The organism is Sphingomonas sp. UBA978 (genome assembly GCF_002292295.1).
Taxonomy (GTDB): Bacteria; Pseudomonadota; Alphaproteobacteria; order Sphingomonadales; family Sphingomonadaceae; genus Sphingomonas.
On sequence record NZ_DBBS01000010.1, the window covers coordinates 93203 to 116272 of the forward strand.

14 protein-coding genes are annotated in these 23070 nt (G+C 69.9%); 7 read left to right on the top strand and 7 right to left on the bottom strand.

All coding sequences use genetic code 11. From position 1 onward, the window contains the following. Positions 1-133: 133 nt before the first annotated feature. On the bottom strand, positions 134-1417 hold the full coding sequence (gene pelA / locus B2515_RS04510) for a pectate lyase (protein ID WP_293874184.1): 1284 nt from the start codon (positions 1415-1417) through the stop codon (positions 134-136). Between the two features lie 139 nt (positions 1418-1556). On the opposite strand from pelA, the gene B2515_RS04515 reads away from it, so the two are divergent. Genes B2515_RS04515 through B2515_RS04545 form a run of 7 tightly spaced genes read left to right on the top strand, consistent with a single transcriptional unit; the run spans position 1557 to position 15057 of the window. After that, positions 1557-2630, top strand: coding sequence for a pectinesterase family protein (locus B2515_RS04515; RefSeq protein ID WP_293874186.1), 1074 nt, complete (start codon positions 1557-1559; stop codon positions 2628-2630). Positions 2631-2659: 29 nt separating this feature from the next. Further along, the gene (locus B2515_RS04520) at positions 2660-6223 is read left to right on the top strand and encodes a TonB-dependent receptor domain-containing protein (RefSeq protein ID WP_293874187.1); all 3564 of its coding nucleotides are present in this window, start codon (positions 2660-2662) and stop codon (positions 6221-6223) included. A 34-nt stretch (positions 6224-6257) separates the two neighbouring features. After that, a complete protein-coding gene (locus B2515_RS04525; protein ID WP_293874189.1) occupies positions 6258-7517 on the top strand; it encodes a family 43 glycosylhydrolase in 1260 nt (419 codons plus the stop codon). After that, complete coding sequence (locus B2515_RS04530) at positions 7514-9130, top strand: family 43 glycosylhydrolase (protein ID WP_293874192.1); 1617 nt, start codon at positions 7514-7516, stop codon at positions 9128-9130. Before B2515_RS04525 ends, B2515_RS04530 begins: the two co-directional genes overlap by 4 nt. Further along, positions 9127-11748 (top strand): glycoside hydrolase family 3 C-terminal domain-containing protein, encoded by a 2622-nt coding sequence (locus B2515_RS04535; RefSeq protein ID WP_293874195.1) that lies wholly within the window; start codon positions 9127-9129, stop codon positions 11746-11748. Before B2515_RS04530 ends, B2515_RS04535 begins: the two co-directional genes overlap by 4 nt. 34 nt (positions 11749-11782) lie before the next feature. Then, a complete protein-coding gene (locus B2515_RS04540) occupies positions 11783-12598 on the top strand; it encodes a rhamnogalacturonan acetylesterase (protein ID WP_293874197.1) in 816 nt (271 codons plus the stop codon). Positions 12599-12609: 11 nt separating this feature from the next. Continuing rightward, positions 12610-15057, top strand: coding sequence for a glycoside hydrolase family 95 protein (locus tag B2515_RS04545; RefSeq protein ID WP_293874199.1), 2448 nt, complete (start codon positions 12610-12612; stop codon positions 15055-15057). 66 nt (positions 15058-15123) lie between these two features. Here the strand turns inward: B2515_RS04545 and B2515_RS04550 are convergent, their stop codons facing one another. The 6 genes from B2515_RS04550 to B2515_RS04575 all read right to left on the bottom strand — a co-directional run bounded on the left by B2515_RS04550 (position 15124) and on the right by B2515_RS04575 (position 23009). Continuing rightward, the gene (locus B2515_RS04550) at positions 15124-16518 is read right to left on the bottom strand and encodes an efflux transporter outer membrane subunit (RefSeq protein ID WP_293874201.1); all 1395 of its coding nucleotides are present in this window, start codon (positions 16516-16518) and stop codon (positions 15124-15126) included. 12 nt (positions 16519-16530) lie between these two features. After that, positions 16531-19713 carry an efflux RND transporter permease subunit gene (locus B2515_RS04555; protein WP_293874204.1) on the bottom strand — a complete coding sequence of 1061 codons (3183 nt, stop codon included), beginning with the start codon at positions 19711-19713 and terminating at the stop codon, positions 16531-16533. A gap of 51 nt (positions 19714-19764) precedes the next feature. Continuing rightward, on the bottom strand, positions 19765-21018 hold the full coding sequence (locus B2515_RS04560) for an efflux RND transporter periplasmic adaptor subunit (RefSeq protein WP_293874207.1): 1254 nt from the start codon (positions 21016-21018) through the stop codon (positions 19765-19767). Further along, a complete protein-coding gene (locus B2515_RS04565; protein WP_293874210.1) occupies positions 21015-21419 on the bottom strand; it encodes a hypothetical protein in 405 nt (134 codons plus the stop codon). Before B2515_RS04565 ends, B2515_RS04560 begins: the two co-directional genes overlap by 4 nt. Positions 21420-21703: 284 nt before the next feature. Beyond that, positions 21704-22180, bottom strand: a complete 477-nt coding sequence (locus B2515_RS04570) for a hypothetical protein (RefSeq protein ID WP_293874213.1) — start codon at positions 22178-22180, stop codon at positions 21704-21706. Positions 22181-22241: 61 nt separating this feature from the next. Beyond that, positions 22242-23009: a hypothetical protein gene (locus tag B2515_RS04575; protein ID WP_293874216.1), complete on the bottom strand. Its 768-nt coding sequence runs from the start codon at positions 23007-23009 to the stop codon at positions 22242-22244. Positions 23010-23070: the final 61 nt, after the last annotated feature.

Below are 23070 nucleotides of genomic sequence, written 5' to 3' on the forward strand. Positions count from 1 at the left end.
CAGGATGCGCAGCCGCCCCGTACCGGGCAAATCTATACTATATCGATAGGAGTTAGGATTGTCTCGCCGGTTCAGCGGCATCGTCCCCCGGACCGTCGCGGAACAGCGGCGCGTCCGGGGGCATGCGGCGCGATCACCCGCCGTGGCGCTGCCGCCATTTGGCATAGGCGGTCGCGACGCCGATCCCCGACGTGCTGAACCAGGAATAGCCGTTGCGCCGCTCCAGGCTCACGTCGTTGACGTCGTCGCGGATCGACCGGTCGCGGTCGCCGTAGATCGGCTTGCCGGTCGCCGGATCGTAGAAGCGCGCCCACAGCGGCCCCGCACCCGGCGCCGCCACCAGCCGCCGCCCGTCCGCGCCCGCCGGCCGCGTCCACGCCACGTCGCGCAGCGCATGCGTGGCGAACCAGTCGGCACCGCTGGCGATCGCCTGCTTCACCGCAGGACTCGGATCGGGCTGCGCCATCAGGAAACGCAGCAGCGCCGCACTCTCCGCGGTCGCTAGCGCGATCGGTTCGAAGTTGCGCGCGCCGACCGGCGTGCGCGTCAGCGGATCATATTGCTGCGCCCAGATCGACGGGCGCCCCTGGGACGGCACTTGCGTCGCCAGCATCGTCGCGACCGATCGCGCCGCGGCGTCGCGCGCAGCGGTGCGCAGATCCGTCGGCACGAAGCCATAGTCGCCGTCGCCCGCCGCGGTCTTCTGCAACAGTGCGGTCGCCTTCACCATCATGTCGTCGTTGAGCGTCAGCGCGTCGTGATAGCCGCCCTGCAACGGATAGACCTGCGGCCAGCCGCCGCCGGGCAGTTCCGCGGCGAGCAGATAGCGCAGGCCCCTGGCGAATGCCGTGCGATAGCGTTCGCCCGCCGCGCCCGGCCGTGCCGCCTGCACCCGCGCGAGGAAGGCGAGTTCGCTGGTCGTCGCATCATTGTCGAGCGTGCCGATGAAGCTCCAGCCGCCCGCGCCGTCCTGCGCGGCATAGATGCCCGCCTTGCCGTCGAACGGCAGGTACATCTGGCCCCGGACCCGCGGCGGTGCGCTGCGATCCTGATTCTTGCCCCAGCCGCCGGTCGGCGTTTGATAGCTGACGATATTGTCGGCGATCGCCTGCGCCTCCGGCCCCGCATACCAGGCGGGATCGCGGTCGAGCGGCATCGTCTCCGCCTTCGATTCGGGGGGCGGGGTGGGGATTGTCGCGAGGCCCCGGCGTTCCGCGGCGAGCGCCGCCTTGTCGCGCGCCATCGCCGCGGTCGAGCGCCCGATATAGGCCTGCCACGCCGGCCGCGCCGCCGCCGGCAGCACGGCGAGTCGTTGTACGGTCAGCGAGGGCGGCGGCGTCATCTGCCCGACGACCGCTGCCGCAACCGGCGCGGCAAGGCCGGCCACACCCAAAAGAAAGCCCGTCGTCCGTCGCATCAGCGCATCCTTCCCTCAAACACGGCATCGTCGCACCGCTGATGACACCGGTAGCAATATCCGCTTGCCAGTGGCAAGAAATCGCGTAAATTTAGCGCTATCACAGAGTTCGATAGAACCGGTGGGACAGGGAGGGGATGTGTCGGTATTTTCGACGTCTAATCTGGGGCTTATCCAATCGCGGCGACAGTCCGTCACGCTGCTGGGCGCGACGGGAGCGCTGATCGCCACCGGTCCGGCCATTGCCGCACCGAGCAAAACGACGCTCCGGGTCGCCAAAAATGATACCGGTATCACGACCATCGCGGAGGCGCTGGCAAAGGCGGCGACGCTGCCCGGTCCGGTCGTCATCGCGATCGCGCCGGGGGTCTATCGCGAAAAGCTGACCGTCACGGTGCCCGACGTCACGCTCGCGGCCGCCGCGCCCGGCGTGACGATCGTCTACGGCGTCGCGGCGGGCCATATCGCGCCCGACGGCAAGCCCTGGGGTACCGGCCGCACCGCGACGCTGACGGTCGAGGCTACGGGCGTCACCCTGCGCGGCCTCACCATCGCCAACGATTTCGACTTCATCGCCGACACCGTCTCCCACGCCAGCAACGGTGCGCAGGCAGTAGCGCTATCACTCGCGCGCACCGCGGACCGTATCCGCGTCGATCGCTGCACGATCGAGGGCTATCAGGACACGCTCTACGTCAACGCCCGCTCGCACTTCCGCCGCTGCCGGATCGTCGGTGGCGTCGACTTCATCTTCGGCGGCGCGGCGGCGCTGTTCGACCATTGCACGATCGTCACCCGCCACGTCCCCGGCGCGCTCGAATCCGGCTATATCGCCGCGCCGAGCACGCTTGCCGACCAGCGGTTCGGGCTGGTGTTCGATCGCTGCCACCTGACGCGCGAGGCGGGCGTGCCGGACGGATCGACCTGGCTCGGCCGGCCATGGCGTGCCGGCGGCAACATGGCGATCCTCGGCAGTGCGGTGTTCCTGCGCTGCCGGATGGACGCGCATATCAAGGCGGCGGGCTGGACCGCGATGGGGTTCACCGATCCCGCCCGCATCCGCCGCATGCTCGAGCCGCAACAGGCGCGCCTGTTCGAATGGCGCTCGACCGGGCCGGGCGCCGCGCCCGCCGGGCCGACGCGCCGCCGGCTGACCGACGGGGAGGCCGCGGCCTTCACCCCGACCGCCATTCTACAAGGCTGGGCGTCGTGAACGCACCGGCCAATCCAAGGGAGAGCATCATGACCTATTCGACGACCGCGCTGGCGAAGCTGGGCACCTCGCTCGGCGCACTGGCGCTGGCGAGCCTGTTCGCCCCCGCCGCGCTGGCGCAGGACCAGACCGCGCCACAGGCGAGCCCGGCGCGCCCCGCCGGTTCCGACCCCGCGGTCGATACCAGCGGCAATCCGACGCTGACGCCGGCGGCCGACGGCCCGTCGCGCGCGGTCGAGACCGGTCCCGCGACGACGCAGACCGCGGACAGCGCGGTCGATACCGATGCGGCCGACGGCGCGCAGGACATCGTCGTCACCGGCTTCCGCGCGTCGATCCAGAGCTCGCTCAACGACAAGCGCTATTCGGACGTGCAGATCGATGCGATCAATGCGCAGGACATCGCCGACTTCCCCGACGCCAACCTCGCCGAATCGCTCCAGCGCCTGCCCGGCGTGTCGATCGACCGCGACAATGGCGAAGGGCGCGGCATCACCGTCCGCGGCCTCGGCGGCGACTTCAACCGCACCCGCCTGAACGGCATCGAGGCGCTGTCGACCGCCGGATCGAACGATTCGGGCACCAGCCCCAACCGCAGCCGCTCGTTTGACTATTCGACCTTCGCCTCCGAACTGTTCAGCTCGCTCAAGGTGCAGAAGACGCCGATGGCGGAAACCGACGAGGGTTCGCTCGGCGCGACGATCGACCTCGAAACCGGCCGCCCGTTCGACTTCAAGGGCACCCGCATCGGCGGTTCGGCGACCGCCAGCTACAATGAGAACAGCAAGAAGACGAACCCGCGCCTCGCCGGCCTCGCCTCGTTCCGCTTCGGCGCGGACAAGCGCATGGGGTTCCTGTTCTCGGGGGCGTACAACAAGACCGTCAACATCATCGACCAGTATAACCGCGGCGTCGGCGCCTCGGATTATCTGTATCGCAGCAGCCAGTTCGTCGGCGAGGGCGCGACGCAGCGCGCCGGCTTCTCCGCACCCGTCGGCACGCTCAACTACGCCAACCCGGATGCCACCGCCTTCCAGACCGGCTCCGATCCCGCCGCTTATGCGAAGCTGTATCCGGGCGCGCCGTACAACACGCCGGGCCGGTTCGACGATTCCACCGTCCGCATCCCCGCGCTCCCCGCGCTGACCCATCAGGTGGTGCGCAACCAGCGCCTCGGCCTCACCGGCGCCTATCAATGGGACGTCACCGACAAGACGCGCGTCTCGATCGACGGCCTCTATTCGCGCTTCCATAACGAGAGCGAGAACAACCAGCTGTCGCCGGTCGGCCTCAACCGCAACAACACCAATGCCGCCTACAACACCGCCAGCGGCCGGCTGACCCCGATCAACGCCCGCGCCGCCTATCCCGGCCTCTGCACGCCCGCCGCGGGCAGCGACATCGCGGTGTCGCAGGATTGCGGCCAGTCGCTCTACGGCACCACGCCGGCCTTCGGCACCGCGCTCAACGCGCAGGGGCAATTGGTGCCGTCGGTGCTCGGCAATGCGGCGATCGTGCCGGGCGGCGTCAATCCCGCCAACGCCAACATCTTCTCGACCAACCCGTTCAATCTCGATCCGTACGATTACTACAACAACCCCAATTCGGTCGGCTACATCCCGTCCAGCAACGGCCTCGCCTATCGCGGCCAGCTGATCGGGCGGCCGGGCGTCGACGTGCTCGATGCCAACGTCACCAACGGGCTCGCCGACTATCTGAAGCTGCGCAACGTCGATATGCGCTCGGCGGTCGACTATTCGGAATATACGACCAAGTTCTGGCAGGGGACCTTCCGCCTCGACCACGAATTCGCCGACAATTTCAAGATGACGGCAATCTACGGCCGGTCGAAGTCGGTGAACCGCTCCACCGGCCTGCTGGTCGAATTCAACCGGATGGATTCGCCGCAGACCTTCACCTTCGACGATCGCGCCGGCGGCAACATGCCGCTGCTCGACTTCGGTTTCGACGTCGCCGATCCCGCCAACTGGCAGACGGTGAAGGGCTTTTCGGCGATCCGTCACTATCAGCGCTACGTCAGCAACACCTATGAATCGGTGCGCGCCGATTTCGACTGGCGGGTCAACGACCAGTTCAACATCGGCTTCGGCGGCACGCTGCGCCGCTTCGGTTTCTCCACCTCGCAGGGCGAACGCAACACCGACACGCTCAACCCGACATTGCTCGAGGCGGGCTCGACCACCGCGGCGAACAGCAAGGTGGTGCCGTTCGGACAGGGGCTGCAGACGCCCGCGGGCACGGTGTCGAGCTTCCTCGTCCCCGACCTCGCCAAATTTAACAACCTGCTCGGCTTCCAGTGCGACTGCATCAACAAATACGGCGACTGGCGCCTGACCACCAAGCGCAACGGCGGCTCGGCGACGTTCGGCGTCGATGAATACGACAAGGGCCTGTACCTCCAGTTCGACTTCAACACGGAGATCTTCGGCCGGTCGCTGCGCGGCAATGCCGGCACCCGCGTCGCCTTCACCGGCGTCACCTCGAACGGCACCTCGCAGGCGGGCCGCCCGATCGTCGGCCGGAACAACTATACCGACTGGCTGCCGTCGCTGAACCTCAACTACGAGATCGTGCCGAACCTGATCCTGCGCCTCGGCGCGTCGAAGGTGATGGCGCGGCCGCTGCTCGGCAACCTGTCGCCGACGATCACCTCGATCTCGATCCCCAACAACGGCGACAACCAGGGCGCCTCGTTCACCATCGGCAATCCGCAGCTCGCGCCGTTCCGCTCGAGCAACATCGATCTCAGCGCCGAATGGTATTTCACCCGCAGCAGCCTGTTCTCGGTCGCGGCGTTCCAGAAGGATATCGCCAACTTCCCGCAGACGGTGCTGTTCGCCGCGCCACTGTCGCAATTCGTCGACGACGCCACCCGCGCCGCGATCCGGGCGCAATATACCAACGTCAACCAGCTCGCCTATCTCGACGCCAATTTCCCGTTCATCGCCCGCCAGTATCGCGACGCGCCGGGCGGCTACATCAAGGGGATCGAGGTCAACTTCCAGCAGAACCTCACCTTCCTGCCCTGGACGTTCCGCAACCTCGGCGTGCTGCTCAATTACACGCACATCAAGTCGGAGCTGAACTACATCCTCGATCCGGGTGCGGTCAGCGCCGCGGGCGTGCAGACCCGGCCGCAGGTGCTGGGGCAGGGGCCGTTCCTCGGCGTGTCGCCGGACGCGATCAACGCGACGTTGTTCTACGAGACCAAGGCGTTCCGCGCCCGCGTCTCGGTGGCGCAGCGTGCCGGGTACAGCACCACCTATCCGCTCGCGGCGGGGTCGTGCAGCCCGGGCCTCACCACCGTCGGCGGCAACGTCGTCAACGGCGCGGTCGTCGAGACGGTGGGCTGCGACAGCCCGCTCATCAACGACTTCGGCTTCAGCCGCTCGACCACCAACGTCGATGCCTCGATCAACATCAACCTGATGCAGGGCCTGTCGATCTCGGCGGAAGGGCTCAACCTCACCAACCAGACGAGCAACCGCTACGCCTACGACGGTCAGGAGGCGGTGTCGCAATATGGCAGCTCGGGCCGCGTCTATCGCCTCGGCGCGCGGTTCAGCTTCTGATGCCGGTTCGCGGCGCATTCCCCGGGGGACGATCATGAAACGACGCGATCTGCTGATCGGGGGGCTCGCGATCGCGGGCAGTGCGGCGGCACGGCCGCTGCTCCAGACGGCGTCGGGCCTGCCTTATGGCCCGGCGCCGCTGCCCGGCACCAAACGGGCGGCCGATGCCGACGACAGCGGCCGCATCGTGCCGCCGCCGCCGAAGGACTATTGGTCGTTCAGCGGCGTCAGCGGCCCCGGCCGCCGCGCCACCGCGGCCAGCGCCAGCGGCGGCTGGACCAGCGGCATGCCCGACGTCCGCTACAAGGGGCCGGGCCGCCCGCGCTATCCGGTCGCGCCGTGGAACGCCTCCGACGCCGGCACTGCGGTCAAGGCGGGGCTTCTCCCGCGCATCCGCCCGCTCCATGACGTCCATATCCGCGACACGATCGTCTGCCCCGGCGGCGACGGTTATTATTACATGACCGGATCGACCGGCGACAACATCTGGGCGGTCAACGACGGCGTCGAGCTGTGGCGGTCGAAGGACCTCGACAGCTGGGAGTATCGCGGTCTCGTCTGGGGAATCGAGCGCGACGGCACATGGGAAAAGAGCTGGCGGATGCGCGCCGGCGTGCCGTTCCGCGCGCTCTGGGCGCCCGAAATCCACTTCATCCGCGGCAATTACTACATCTGCCATTCGATCAGCCGCGCCGGCCTCGCGGTGCTGCGCAGCACGACCGGCAAGGCGGAGGGACCGTACGTCCACGCCTTCTCGCCCGACGCGCCGATCCGGCGCAGCATCGACGCCACGCTGTTCGACGACGGCAAGGCGGTCTGGCTGACCTATGGCTCGGCGAACGAGATCGTCCGGCTGAAGGACGATCTGTCCGGCCTCGCCGGCGACTGGCAGCCGATGACCGCGACCGAATGGGACAACGACCCGCGCCACCACCGCGCCCCCTGCGCCCCGGAGGGCTGTCGCAAGCTCGGCTACGAGGGCGCGACGATGTTCACCCGCGACGGCATCTATTATCTCGGCGTCGTCGACCGCTACGAGGGCCGCTATTCCTTCCGCATCTGGATGAGCGACGCCCCCACCGGTCCGTGGCGCGAACCGCACGAGGGCGCGCCCTGCTGCGGCGGCGGCAACATCTTCCGCGACCGGCAGGGCCGCTGGTGGCAGACCTTCTTCGGCAACGACGAGGCGAGCCATTTCCGCGAAAAGCCCGGCCTCGTCCGCATCGACTTCGACGCGCGCGGCCATGTCGTCGTCCACCGCGACCAGCCCTTTCTGATCCAGGAGCCCGCATGACCGAGTTCAACAGGCGCGACGCCTTCGGGCTGGCGCTCGCCGGCGGCGCTGCGCTGATCCCCGGCGCGCCTGCGCAGGCCGCCGTCGCCGACAAGGGCTGCGTCCGCCCGTTCGACGCCAGCTGGCGCCGCGGCTTCGAGGGGCAGCGGATCGCCGACCTCGGCGACGGGCGCTTCCTCAACCCGCTGATCGGCGGCGACCGGCCCGATCCCGCCATCCTCAAGGACGGCGCGGATTATTACATGACCTTCTCCAGCTTCGACAGCTACCCCGGGCTGACGATCTGGCACAGCCGCGACCTCGTCAACTGGCGCCCGCGCACCGCCGCGCTGACCCGCAACATCGGCTCGGTCTGGGCGGTCAGCCTCGAAAAGCACGACGGCCGCTATTTCCTCTACATCCCGGTCAAGGCGAGCCCGAAGAACGACATCTTCGTCATCCACGCCGACCATATCGACGGCCCGTGGTCGGACCCGGTCAGCCTCGGCCTGCACAGCCATATCGATCCCTGCCACGCGGTCGGCGAGGACGGCTCGCGCTGGCTGTTCCTGTCGGGCGGCGACCGCATCCGCCTGTCCGACGACGGGCTGAAGACGGTCGGCAAGGTCGAGCATGTCTACGATCCCTGGCGCTATCCCGACGACTGGGACGTCGAGGGGTTCAGCCCCGAAGGCCCCAAGATCCACCGCCACGGCGGCTGGTTCTACATGATAACCGCGGTCGGCGGCACCGCCGGCCCGCCCACCGGCCATATGGTGATCGTCGCCCGCTCGCGCTCGATCCATGGGCCGTGGGTCAACGATCCCGGCAACCCGATCGTCCGCACCGTCTCGAACGACGAGAAATGGTGGTCGCGCGGCCATGCCAGCCTGGTCGAGGCGCCGGACGGCAGCTGGTGGTCGGTCTATCACGGCTATGAGAACGGCTATTGGACGCTGGGGCGGCAGGTGCTGCTCGATCCCGTCCGCTGGACCGCGGACGGCTGGTTCCGGATGACCGGCGGCGACCTGTCGAAGCCATTGCCGAAACCGAAGGGCGGACAAAGCGGCGCCCACGGCCAGCCGCTCAGCGACGATTTCACGCAGCCGCTCAAGCTCGGCGCCAAATGGAATTTCTTCCGCCCCGGCCCCGCCGAGCGCGATCGCATCCGGCTGGACAAGGGCGCGCTGGTCTTGAAGGCCAGCGGCAAGGCGCCGGTCGATTCCGCACCGCTGATGCTCATCGCCGGCGATCGGGCCTATGAATTCCAGTGCGATATCGAAATCGCGCCGGGCGGCACCGCCGGCCTCGTGCTGTTCTACGACGACAAGCTCTATTGCGGCCTCGGCTTCGACGAGACGCGCTTCGTCACGCACCAATATGGCATCGAACGCGGCCGTCCCGCCAACCCGCACGGCCGCCGCATGCTGATCCGCATCGCCAACAAACGGCATATCGTCGCGATCCACACCTCCGGCGACGGCGGCAGGACGTGGCAGCGCTTCGACCGCGGCATGGAAGTGTCGGGCTATCACCACAATGTCCGCGGCGGCTTCCTGATGCTGCGGCCCGGCCTCTATTCGGCCGGCACGGGCGAGGCGCGCTTCCGCGACTTCCGGTTCCGCGCGCTGTGAGGCGGCTGGCATGTGCGCTGTTGCTCGCGGCGGCATCGGCGGCGGGCGTCGCGGCGCAGGACGCGCCCTGGCGCGACGCACGCCTGCCCGCGGAGCGACGCGCCGCCGATCTGGTGGCGCGGATGACGCTGGCGGAAAAGGCGGCGCAGCTGAAGGACAATGCCCCCGCCATCCCGCGGCTCGGCATCCCCGCCTATGCGTGGTGGAGCGAGGGGCTGCACGGCGTCGCGCGCGCCGGCAACGCCACCGTCTTCCCGCAGGCGATCGGGCTGGCGGCGACATGGGATGCGCCGCTCGTCCATCGCACCGCCGACATCATCGCCACCGAATTCCGCGCCAAATATCTCGCCGCCCGGCATCCGGACGGCAGTTCCGACCGCTATCGCGGGCTCACCGTCTGGTCCCCCAACGTCAACATCTTCCGCGACCCGCGCTGGGGGCGGGGGCAGGAGACGTTCGGCGAGGACCCCTATCTGACGTCGCGGCTCGGCGTGTCGTTCATCACCGGCCTGCAGGGCAGCGACCCCGCCCGGCCCAAGACGCTCGCGGTGGTCAAGCATTTCGCGGTTCACAGCGGGCCGGAGGCGGACCGCCATCGCGACGATATCCACCCGAGCGCGCACGATCTGGAGGATACCTATCTCCCCGCCTTCCGTGCGGCGGTGACCGAGGCGAAGGTACAGGGGCTGATGTGCGCCTATAACGCCGTGGACGGCGTGCCGGCCTGTGCCAGCCCGCTCATGCAGAGCCGGGTGCGCACGCAATGGGGCTTTGCCGGCCATATCGTGTCGGATTGCGCCGCGATCGCCGACCTGTTCCTGCCGACCTCGCACGCCTGGGTGCCGACGCCGGAGCGCGCGGTCGCCGCCGCGGTCACCGCGGGCACCGACCTGATCTGCGCCGAATTCAGCCGCGACAAGGGCGCCGACCCGCAGGTCGTCGTCAATGCGGTCGAGCAGGGAATGCTCGACCCCGCCACGCTCGACCGCGCGGTGACGCGCCTGTTCGAGGCGCGCATCCGTCTCGGCCTGCTCGACGGCGGTCGCTTCGGCACGATCGTCGCGACCGACTTCGATACCCCCGCGCATCGCGCCGCCGCGCTCGATGCGGCGCGCAAGTCGCTGGTGCTGCTCAAGAACGACGGCCTGCTGCCGATCAAGGGCACGCCCCGCCGCATCGCCGTCATCGGTCCCAACGCCGATTCCACCGATGCGCTGGTCGGCAATTACAACGGCACGCCCTCCGAACCGGTGACCGTCGTCGCCGGGCTGCGCCGTCGCTATCCCGATGCGCGGGTTCAGGTCGTCGAGGGCACCGGCCTGATCGGTGCGCCGCTCAAGGCGATTCCCGCCGGGGCGCTGTGCGTCGATCGCGCCTGCACCACCCGCGGCCTGCGCGTCGAGGAATTCGCCGGCACCGCGCTGGCGGGCCGGGCGGTACGGACCGAAACCACGCCCGCCGTCCGCTTCGGCTGGGGCCGGCCCGAACGGCGCGAGCGCGCCAGTTCGATCCGCTGGACCGGCTTCCTGACCGCGGACGAAACCGGCCCCTACCGCTTCCGCCTCGACGGCGACGGCGGCTATCGCATCCGCGTCGACGGCCGCACCGTCGTCGATGCATGGGATGCGGCCGACCCCGCGTCGATCGCGGACGGCGAGATCACGCTCACCGCCGGCCAGCGCTATCCGATCGTCGTCGAGGCGATCCAGACCGGCCCGCGCGGCGACCAGAGCCTGAGCTGGAGCAATTTCGGCGCGCGGGGCGAAGCGGCGGTCGCCGCGGCGCGCGATGCCGACCTCGTCGTGTTCGTCGCCGGCCTGACCGCCCGGCTGGAGGGCGAGGAGATGCGCGTCCGCGCACCGGGCTTCGCCGGGGGCGATCGCACCAGTCTCGACCTGCCCGCGCCGCAGCAGGATCTGCTCGAACGGGTGCAGGCGACGGGCAAGCCGCTCGTGCTCGTCCTGATGAACGGCAGCGCGCTCGGTGTCACATGGGCCGACCGCCACGTCCCCGCGATCGTCGAGGCCTGGTATCCGGGCGGCGAGGGCGGGCAGGCGGTGGCGGAGCTGATCGCCGGCGACTTCAGCCCCGCCGGCCGGTTGCCGGTGACCTTCTACCGCGACGCCGGGCAGCTGCCGCCGTTCAAGGACTATGCGATGGCGGGCCGGACCTATCGCTATTTCGCCGGCGATCCCCTGTACCGCTTCGGTCACGGGCTCAGCTACACGCGCTTCGCTTATGGCACGCCGCGGCTCGCCCGGTCGCGGATCCGTGCCGGCGAGACGGCGACGCTCACCGTCCGCGTCACCAACGCCGGCGCGGTCGCCGGCGACGAGGTCGTCCAGCTCTACGGGTCGCAGGCCGCGCCCGGCGCACCGCTGCGCGCGCTCATGGGCTTCCAGCGCATCCACCTGAAGCCGGGCGAGAGCCGGGACGTGGCGCTGTCCATCGATCCGCGGGCGATGAGCATCGTCGATCCGGCGGGCCGTCGCCGCGTCGCGCCCGGCGTCGTCGACCTGTGGATCGGCGGCGGTCAGCCGCCCGCGGCGGGCGCAGGCAAGGCCGCACCCGGCGCGGCCGCGCGCCTGACGATCGCCGGCACGCGGGCTTTGGACTGACCGGCCGGCACGGCCGCAGAGAGGATATCGTCCCATGATCCGTTTTCTTGCTCTGCTCGCATGGGCGACCGCCGGCGCGGCGTCCGCGCAGATGACGCCGCCGCCCGGCAGCCCGCCGGTGCGCCGGATCGAACCGTCGAAGGTCATCCTCGTCGGCGATTCGACCACGGCCGTGATCGGCGGCTGGGGGCCTGCCTTCTGTGCCGATCACGTCACCTCGTTCCTTGCCTGCATCAACCTCGCGCGCGGCGGGCGCAGCTCGGGCAATTACCGGTGGGAAGGGTCGTGGGACGTCGCGCGGAACGAAATGCGCGTGCCGGGCTATCGTACGGTCTGGGTGTTGATCCAGTTCGGCCACAACGACCAGCCGGGTAAGCCCGGCCGCTCGACCGACCTTGCGACCGGCTTCCCCGAAAACCTGCGCCGCTACGTGCGCGAGGCGCGCGCGCTCGGTGCGAAGCCGATCCTCGTGACGCCGCTGACCCGGCGCATCTTCGCCGACGGCCGGCTGGTCGACGATCTCGCGCCCTGGGCCGCCGCGACCCGGCAGGTCGCCGCCGAGCTCAAGGTGCCGCTGCTCGACCTCCATGCCGACAGCGCCGCGATCGTCCAGGCGATGGGGCCGGCGGCATCGCAGATGTTCGCGCAATTGCCCGCCGGATCGCAGCCGCTCGCACCCGCCGCCACGCCGCCGGCGGCGACAGAGGTGCAGGTGCAGCCGCTCGCGGTGCCGAAACTGTCCTTCGACAACACCCACCTCGGCAAACAGGGCGCCGCCTTCTTCGCGACGATCGTGACGAAGGAACTGGCGGACGCGGTGCCCGACATGCGCCCGCTGCTGGTTCCATGAAGGACAAAATGATGACGCGAGACACAGGACCGGGCATCAGCCGCCGCGACGCGATCGCGGGTCTGTCGGCGGGCGCCACGCTCGCCGTCCCCGCCGCCACCGCCGCGGCTGCCGCCGCGCGGCCCGCGGCGAGCGATCCCGCCTCGACCATCCTGTGGTATGCGCAGCCGGCTGCCAGCTGGGTCGAGGCGCTGCCCGTCGGCAATGGCCGGATCGGCGCGATGGTCCATGGCGGTATCGACCACGAATATATCCAGCTCAACGAGGATACCTTGTGGGCGGGCGGGCCGTATGCGCCCGCCAGTCCGGACGCGCTCGCGGCCCTGCCCGAGGTGCGGCGGCTGGTCTTCGCCGGCGAATTTGCCAGGGCGCAGGCGCTGGTCGGCGAGGCGGTGATGGCGCGCCCGCTCCGGCAGATGCCCTATGGCACCATCGGCACGCTCGTGATCGACCGCGCCGGTGCGCCCGCGGCCGCCGCGCCTGCCCCTGCGCCCAAGGGATTGCGGAGCGAGGTCACCCCCGCCGAACCCTCCCGCCCCGTCGCCGGCTATCGCCGCGAACTCGACCTCGACACCGCGATCGCCAGCACCCGCTGGTCGGCGGGCGGCGTCGCGTACCGGCGCGAGGTGATCGCCTCGCCGACCGATCAGGTCATCGCCATCCGGCTGACCGCCGCGCCCGGCGGCACGATCGACGTCGACCTGTCGCTGACGACGCCGGTCAAGCAGGCGCAGGTGACGGCCGGCCGCGGCGATGGCGAGATCCTTCTGTCCGGCCGCAACGAGGCGGCGCACGGCATCCCCGGCGCGCTGCGCTACGAGGCGCGGGTCCGCGTGTCCGCGAGCGGTGGGCAGGTGCGGCGCGACGGCGGGCGCCTCGTCGTGCGCGGCGCGCGCGAACTCGTCGTCCTCGTCGCGATGGCGACCAGCTATCGCCGCTTCGACGACGTCGGCGGCGATCCGACCGCGATCACCTGCGGCCAGATCGATGCCGCCGCCCGGCGCGGCTATCGCCGCATCGCGCACGACACGACTGCGGCGCATCGCACGCTGTTCCGCCGCGTCTCGCTCGATCTCGGCCGCGGCGCGGCGGCGCAGCTGCCGACCGACCACCGCATCCGTGGCGGCGAGACGAGCGACGATCCCTCGCTCGCCACGCTCTACTTCAATTATGCGCGCTACATGCTCATCGCCTGTTCGCGCCCGGGCAGCCAGCCGGCCAATCTGCAGGGCATCTGGAACGACAGCACCAACCCGCCCTGGGGCGGCAAATACACGATCAATATTAATACCCAGATGAACTATTGGCCGGCCGAACCGGCCAACCTGCCCGAATGCGTTGAGCCGCTCGTCGCGATGGTGCGCGACCTCGCCGTCACCGGCGCGCGCACCGCCCGCGTCATGTACGGCGCGCGCGGCTGGGTCTGCCATCACAACACCGATCTGTGGCGGGCGACGGCGCCGATCGACGGCCCTGCGTTCGGCATGTGGCCGACGGGCGGGGCGTGGCTGTGCACGCATCTGTGGGACCATTACGACTATGGCTGCGACACGGCCTTCCTCGCCTCGGTCTATCCGCTGATCCGCGATGCCGCGCTGTTCTTCGTCGACACGTTGCAGCAGGACCCGAACACCGGTTTTCTGGTGACCAACCCGTCGCTGTCGCCCGAGAACAACCATGGCCACGGCTCATCGATCTGTGCCGGCCCGACGATGGACATGGCGATCCTGCGCGACCTGTTCGGTCAGGCGGCGGAGGCGGCGACGATCCTCGGCCGCGACCCCGATCTCGCGCGGCAGTTCCTCGCCACGCGCGACCGGCTGGCGCCGTACCGGATCGGCGGGCAGGGGCAGCTGCAGGAATGGCAGGCCGACTGGGACGCGGGTGCGAACGACCTCCACCACCGTCACGTCAGCCACCTCTACGGCGTCTTCCCGGGGCATCAGATCGATACGGTCGCGACGCCCGCGCTCGCCGCCGCCGCGCGCCGCTCGCTCGACACCCGCGGCGACGAGGCGACGGGCTGGGCAACCGCCTGGCGCGTCGCGCTCTGGGCCCGCCTCCGCGACGGCAACCGCGCCCACCGCATCATGCAATACTTGATTGGTCACAAGCGCACCTACCCCAACCTCTTCGACGCCCACCCCCCGTTCCAGATCGACGGCAATTTCGGGGGTGCCGCGGCCATCGCCGAGATGCTGGTGAGCAGCCGCCGGGACGAGATAGCGTTGCTGCCCGCGCTGCCCGATGCATGGCCGACGGGGCAGGTTACCGGCCTGCGCGCGCGTGGCGGGCATACAGTCGCTCTGTCCTGGGCCGGCGGCCGGCTGGTGTCGGCGACGATCACCCCGACCCATGACGGAACGGTCGCCATTCGTCTGGGCAGCCTGGTGCGAACCGTACTGATGACGGCGCGCCGGCCCGTCCGGTTAACCGGGCCGACTCTGTCGATAGCCTGAGGCGAATTGTCGGTCGGCGCTACGATGGAGCGGCATGCGGATTCGCGTCATGGCCGGCGCGTACCGTCAGGTGCTCCATTCCCCGCCCAGCGCGCGGAACAGGTCGACCTGCGCGTCGGCGATCTGCGCGTCCGCCAGCGCCAGCGTCGCCTCCGTGTCCGCCAGCGTGCGTTCAGCGTCGAGCGCGACGAGGCTGTCGATCTGGCCTTCGCGCTGCTGCGCACGGGTGATGCGCGCGGCGGCGGCGGCCTGGTCGCGCGCGGATTGCAGCGCGGTGCGGCGCTGGAGCGCGTTGGCATAAGCGGAGAGCGCGGTTTCGCTCTCCTCCAGCGCCTGCAGCACGGTGCCATCGAAGGTCGCGAGTGCGGCCTGCGTGTCCGCCTCCGCCCCGGCGATCCGCGCGCGCGCCTTGGTCGGGTTGGCGTTCCAGCTGATGAGCGGTCCGAGCAGCCAGCGCAGCGGCCCGCCGCCGAACAGGTCGCCGAGGCCGGTGCTGGTCTGGCCGATCGATCCGCCGAGGCTGATCTTCGGGTATAGGTCCGCGGTCGCGACGCCGATCCGCGCGGTCGCGGCGGCGAGGCGGCGTTCGGCGGCGCGCACGTCGGGGCGGCGGGCGAGCAGGCCGGCACCGTCGCCGATCGGGATCGGACGGTCGAGCCGCAGCGTCGTCGTGCGTTCGGCGGCGATCGGCGGCAACGCCGCGGGCGCGCGGCCGGTGAGCGTGGCGAGGCGGAACAGCGCCGCCTGCCGCTGCGCCCGGATCGCCGGAATGTCGGCGCGGCGCTGGTCGCGCAACGCGGCGATGCGCGCGGTGTCGAGCGGGGTGGTGAGGCCGACGTCGGCCCGGTGCGCCGTCACGGTCAACGATCGGTCGATCAGCGCGACGATGCGTTCGGCGACGGCGATCCGCTCCGCAGCGGAAGCGGCGTCGGCATAGGCGCGCGCGGTTTCGGCGGCGATCGAGACGCGCACCGCGTCGAGATCGGCCTGCGCCGCGCCGACGTCGCCGCGCGCCGCCTCGACGTTGCGGCTGATGCGGCCGAACAGGTCGACTTCATAGGAGACGGTGAGGCCGCCATCGATCCGCCAGCCCTCGCGATCGACGCCGGGGACGGTCTGGATCGCGGCGACGCGGCCGTAATTGCCGCTGGCGCTGACCTCGCCCTGCGGCTGGCGGTCGCCGCGGACCTCACGCAGCGCGGCGCGCGCCCGGGCGAGGCGGGCGGCGGCGACGCGCAGGTCGGTGTTGGCCGCGAGCGCGTCGGTGACGAGGCCGTCGAGCACGGGATCGTCGTACAATTGCCACCAGCGGGCCGCCACGGGGGCCGTGGGATCGACCGCGATGCTGGTCGAGAGGAACGGCCCGGCGGCGGCAGACGGCGTCGGCGGGGCGACATAATCGGGTCCGGTCGCGCAGGCGGCCAGGGCGAGCGCGGAGACGGTGGCAAGGATGGCACGCATATCAGAAGCTCCTTATTCCGCCGGCAGCGCGTGGGGCGCGGCGGCGGCGGCGGCGTGCCGGCGGCGGGCGAGGCGATCGCCCAGCGCGCGGCACACGACGTAGAAGGTGGGCGTGAACAGCAGGCCGAACCCGGTGACGCCGATCATGCCGAAGAACACCGCGGTGCCGAGCGCCTGCCGCAGTTCCGCGCCGGCGCCCGTCGCGATCAGCAGCGGCACCGCGCCGAGGATGAAGGCGAAGCTGGTCATCAGGATCGGCCGCAACCGGTCCTGCGCGGCGCGGACGGCGGCCTCGACTGGCGATAGCCCGTCCTGCTCCTCCGCCTGCTTGGCGAATTCGACGACGAGGATCGCGTTCTTCGCGGCGAGCGCGATGAGCACGACGAGGCCGATCTGGGTCAGGACATTGTTGTCCATGCCCCGCAGGTTCACGCCGATCATCGCCGCGAGCAGGCACATCGGCACGATCAGGATGATCGACAGCGGCAGCACGAGGCTTTCATATTGCGCGGCCAGCACGAGGAAGACGAACACCACCGCCAGCGCGAAGACGATGGCGGCGGTGCTGCCCGCCGCCTTCTGCTGGAAGGCGATGCCGGTCCACTCGGTGCCGTATCCCGCAGGCAGCGTTTCGGCGGCGACCTTCTCCATCGCGACCAGCGACCGGCCGGAGGAATAGCCGGGCGCGGTGTCGCCATCCACCTCGACCGCAGGGAAGAGGTTGTAGCGGGTAACGCGATACGGCCCCGTCTTGTCGCGGAAGGTCGACACCGATCCGATCGGCACCATCGCGCCGGAGTTCGACCGCGTCTTGAGGTTGGCGATGTCCGCCGTGGTCGCGCGGAATGGCGCATCGGCCTGTGCGGTGACGCGATAGGTGCGGCCGAGCAGGTTGAAGTCGTTGACGAACGCCGAGCCGAGATAGACCTGCAATGCCTCGAACACGCGTTCCGGGGGGACGCCGAGCATGTCGGCCTTGGCCCGGTCGATATCGGCGAAGATGCGCGGCGTGGCGGAATCGAAGAAGGTGAAGACCTGCGCCAGCCCCTCGGTCTGGTTCGCCTTAGCGATCAGCTTGCCTGTCTCCTCGCCGAGCTTCTGGTAACTGCCGCCATTCTTGTCCTGCACGATCAGGCGATAGCCGCCGGCCGAGCCGATGCCCTGGATCAGCGGCGGCGGAATCACGAAGATGCGCGCCTCGTCGATGTCGGCGGTCGCCTTTTGTGCTTCCGCCATGATGCTGGCGAGGGTGACGCCAAGCGCTTCGCGCTCTTCGAACGATTTCAGCGGGATATAGGCAGCGGCGGCATTGGGGGCGAGCGTCTGCGACGGGCCGTCGAAGCCGGCGAGCATGACCGCGCCCTTGACGCCCGCGAGCGGCAGGATGCGCTTGGCGACCTTCTGCACGACCGCGTCGGTACGCTCGACCGAGGCGCCGGAGGGCAATTGGACGACGGTGAGGAAATAGCCCTGGTCCTGCGCCGGGATGAAGCCCGAGGGCGTCGCCCAGAACAGGGCACCGGTGGCGGCGATCAGGCCGACATAGACCGTCATCATCCGCTTCGGGCGCGCGACCAGCGCCGCGGTCAGCGTGGCATAGCCCGCGCTCATCCGCTCGAACCCGCGGTTGAACGCGTCGCCGGCGCGGCGCACGGCCTGCGTCAGGCGATTGCCGGTATGGTCGCGGTCGTGCGCCCTGAGCAGCAGCGCGGCGAGTGCCGGCGACAGCGTCAGCGACAGCAGCAGCGAGATGATCGTCGCGGTCGAGATCGTCACCGCGAACTGCTGGTAGAAGGCACCCGACAGGCCGGTGAGGAACAGCGTCGGCACGAACACCGCGCACAGCACCAGCACGATCGCGACCAGCGCGCCCGACACCTCGTCCATCGAGGTGCGCGCCGCCTCGAGCGGGGTCAGCCCGCGTTCGAGGTTGCGCTCGACATTCTCGACCACGACGATCGCGTCGTCGACGACGATGCCGATTGCGAGGACGAGGCCGAACAGCGACAGATTGTTGAGGCTGTATCCTAGGGCCGCCAGTACCGCGAAGGTGCCGATCAGCGACACCGGGATCGCCACGATCGGGATGATCGCCGCGCGCCATTTCTGCAGGAAGACGAGGATGACGAGCACGACGAGGATCATCGCCTCGATCAGCGTATGCTTCACCGCGTCGATCGACTGGGCGATGAATTCAGTGGGATTGTAGATAACGCGATAGGCGAGCCCCTTGGGGAAGTCCTTCGCCATCGCCTCCATCTCGGCGCTGACCGCCTCGGCGGCGGCGAGCGCGTTCGAGCCGGGACGCTGGAACACCGCGGCGATCACCGTGGGTTCGCCCGACAGATAGGTGTTGGAGGCGTAATCGGCGGCACCCAGTTCGACCCGCGCGACATCGGCGACGCGGACCTGGCGGCCGTCGGCATCGGTGCGGATCACGACCTGGCCGAATTGCGCCGGATCGACGAGGCGACCCTGCGTCTCGACGTTGAGCTGGAAGGCGCTGCCATTGGCATAGGGCGGCTGGCCGAGCGTGCCGGCGGCGACCTGTACATTCTGCGCGCGCAACGCCTGGACGATGTCGCCCGCGGTGAGGTTGAGCGCGGCGGCGCGGCCGGGATCGATCCACACCCGCATCGCATAGTCGCGCGCGCCGAACAGCCGCACGTCGCCGACGCCCTCGATCCGCGCCAGCCGGTCGCGGACCTGCGTCAGCGCATAGTTGGAGATATAGCCGCGATCGAGGCTATGATCGGGCGAGATCAGATTGACGACCATCAGGAAGTCGGGCGAGGTCTTGCGCGTCACCACGCCCAAGCGCTGCACCTCCTGCGGCAGGCGCGGCACCGCGACCGCGACGCGGTTCTGCACCAGCACCTGCGCGGCGTCGAGATCGGTGCCGAGGCGGAAGGTGACGGTGATCGTCACCGTGCCGTCGCCGGTCGACTGGCTGCTCTGGTAGAGCATGTTGTCGACGCCGTTGATCTCCTGCTCGATCGGGGCGGCGACCGTCTCCGCGACGGTTTCCGCCGACGCGCCGGGATAGGTCGCGGTGACGGTCACCGTCGGCGGCACGATGTCGGGATATTGGGACACCGGCAGGCCCCAATAGGCAATGGCGCCGACGATCGTGATGATGACCGCGATGACCGCGGCGAAGATCGGCCGCGTGATGAAGAAGCGCGAAAAGCGCATGATATGCTCCCCGGAAGAGGATGGAGTTCGGCAGGCGAGGGCGATCGGCCGTTACGGTGCGAAGGTGACCTCGCCCGCGGCCGGCGCGGTGCCGCCGCCGGGGGGCGCCACGTCGCCGACGGGGGCGATGCGGCCTGGCTTTGCGGTGACCTTCGCCCCCGGCATCGCCATCTGCGTGCCGCTGATGACGACGCGGTCGTTCGGCGACAGGCCGGCGCGGATCACGCGCAGGCCGCCGAGGACCGGGCCGAGCTGCACCGGTTTGGCGGTCACCGACCCGTCCTGCGCGACGGTGAGCAAGGTCTTGCGCGCCTGATCGGTCTGTACCGCCGAATCGGGGACCAGCAGCGCACGCACCGTGCCGCCGCTGCCGAGCCGCATGTTGCCGAACATCCCCGGCGTCAGGAACAAGTCCGGGTTGGCGAGCACCGCGCGGCCGCGGATCGTGCCGGACTTGGGATCGAGCCCGTTGTCGGTGAAATCGAGCCGGCCCTTCCAGCGATAATCGCCTTCGTCCTGCAGGCGGACCTCGACCGGGGTCACGTCGGCGCCCGAGGCGGCGGCGCGCCTGGTCTTGAGGAACAGTGCCTCCGACCCGTCGAAGCTGAAGTAGATCGGATCGAGCGCGTTGATTGTGGTCAGCAGCGTGCCGTTGGCGTCGCCCGCCGCGACCAGATTGCCCGCATCGATGCGGCGATCGGAGATGCGGCCCGCGATCGGCGCGCGCACCTGCGTGAACTCCATGTCAAGCGCGCGCGCCCGCACCCGCGCCTGCGCCGCGGCGAGCGAGGCGGTGGCGGCACGCAGCCGGGCGTTGAGCTGGTCGACGTCGCTCTTCGATACCGCATCGTCCGCGACCAGCCGGTTGGCGCGGTCGAGGTTGGCGCGGGCGAGCGCGACGTCGCTCTGCGCGCTGGCGAGGCCGGCGCGCGCCTCTGCCAATGCAGCGGCGAAGGGGCGCGGATCGATGGTAAAGAGCAATTGCCCCTGCCGCACGATCGCGCCGTCGGTGAAGTGGATCGCGGTCACCGCGCCGGAGACGCGCGGGCGCACCTCGACGCTGCGGCTCGGTTCGAAGCGGCCGACGTAATCGTCCCATTCGTTGACCGCGCGGACCAAAGGTTGCGCGACCGTGACAGCGGGCGGTGGCGGCGCGGCCGTGGCGGGCGCATCGCGATCGATCAGGCCATAGGCGATGCCGGCGGCGGCGATCGGCACCAGCATCAGCGCGCCCTTGCGCCACGGGCGCTTCGGGCGGACGGTCGTGTCGACCGCGTCGGTATCGATGGGGGCATGCATGTTCATGCGTAGGCTCCCGCATGGCGGGTTGCGGCGCGCAGGCTGTCGACGATCAGTTCGTACTGATCCTCGCTGAAGCCGGCGGCGACGAAGGCGCGGATCTCGGTCGGGGCGACGGTATAGCCCTGATGGCGGCTGAGCACCGCGATCCGGCGCAGTGCCTCCAGCCGGTGGTCGGCGAGCGCGGAGCGGCGGCGGTCGCCGAACAGCGCGCCCATCGCCACCGCCATGCGGCCGGGCGTGCGCAGCGACGACAACGGGTCCTTGGCGGCGAGCGCGACGACCGACCATTCGAGCGCGCTGAGCCGGGGGCGGGGCGTCGGTGCGGCGGGGATGGGGTCGGCGACCGGACGCGGTGCCGCGGTGATGGTGTCGGCATCCCAGGCAGTGAAGGCTAGATAGGCCATGATGATCTCCCTCGATCATGTCGTGTGGACGCGGCGGGTCGTTGCCCGCGGACGCCTGGTCCGTGGCTGATGGTCGGCGATGGCGAGCGACCACGATCGGCGCACAGGGCTGCACGCCGTCGGATCGCTCCGGCTGGAGGACGGGTTGCATGGCTGTTGCGCTGCGGCTGCCACGTTCTATACTGAGCGGTATATAAACGGCGAAGGCGGTGCGTCAACCGCTTTCTGTACCGGCAGGTACGTTTGTTTGCTTTTTATCGTCGGGCCGGTTCGACGACCGATCGTCAGGGGCGTGCGTCGTCCAGCCCCGCGAGTGCCCTGGCGGTGGTGTAGCAATCTTCGATATGCGCGTTGCCGGCGAGCTTCATCGCGCCGAAGCTGATCGTCGCCGCCACCGCCGATCCGATGAAGGGCACGTAGCGCGCAACCGAGGCGGTGGCGACGCGGACGCCCATCCGCCGCAGCAGCAGCAGGACGACGTGTTTGGTGATGGTGTGGCCGATCACTTTGTTTCCCAGGCTCGCGGCGATCGCGAGGACCTGTTGGGCGCGGGTGGAATCCATCTTTTCGACCTGGTCGGCGCGCAGGCCGAAGCGTTCGCTGATCTGGGGCAGCATCTTCTTGAGGATGCCGACGTCGGCGACGAGGTCGGCGCCCGGCACGGGCACCACCGACGCCCCGGCGGAGATCGCCGCGCGCCTGGTGACCATGCGGCGGCAGTCGGCGCGGATCGCATCGAGTTCGGCGAGGGTGTGCGTCATGGCGGGGCTCCTGTGGTGCGCGTGCAACGGTCGACGGCGCCGCGAGGTCCGGCCCCCCGTGTCAGGCGAAGATGTCGGCGAGGCGATCGGCGTCCGGGCCGTCCTTCCAGTGGCGCAGCTCGACGAACAGCGATGCACCGACGATGGTGAACCAGGTCAGCATCACCGTCGTCACCACCGACTGGAGCAATTGCGCGAGCAGCGGCACGCGCGGCGTCGCGACCTCCGCCCCGCCGGCGATCGCCGCGAACGAGCCCGACCCGGCGACGCTCGCCACCCCGACCGCCGCCGAGGCGAGGCTGTAGATGACGAGCGCGAGCAGCAGGATGCCGAACACCGGCCAGCGGGCGCCCTTGGTCAGCGTGCGGCTGCGCCCGAACGCGCCGAACACGCCGGTCCGTTCCGCGACGATCGCGGGCAGCGACACCGACCACATCACCGCCAGCATGACGCCGGGAACGATCAGCAGCATCGTGCCGATCATCACGCCGATCGTGAACAGCAGATAGACCGCGAACAGCGGCAGGATGCGCAGGACGCCGACGCGCAGCATCTCGGGTACTGCGGCCTCGCGACCCTGATCGTGCGCGATCGTCGCCTGGACCAGCGCGCCGCTCGCGACCAGCCACAGCGCGCCGATCACCAGCACATAGAGGCCCGCCGCGACGTACAGTCCGTCACGGACGCCGTCGAAGATAGCGCCGCCGCGGCCGATCTGCGCGGTCAGCAGCTGCGGCAGGGCCATCAGCACGAAACTGGTGCCGAGCGTCGCCACCGGATTGGTGCGGATGACGTCGGTGCTGCGGCCGAACACGCTGCCGACGGACATGCCGTGTCCGCGCCCGACCCTCGCGCTGCCCGCCATCTTTCTCGTCCCCCGGCTCTGTCCC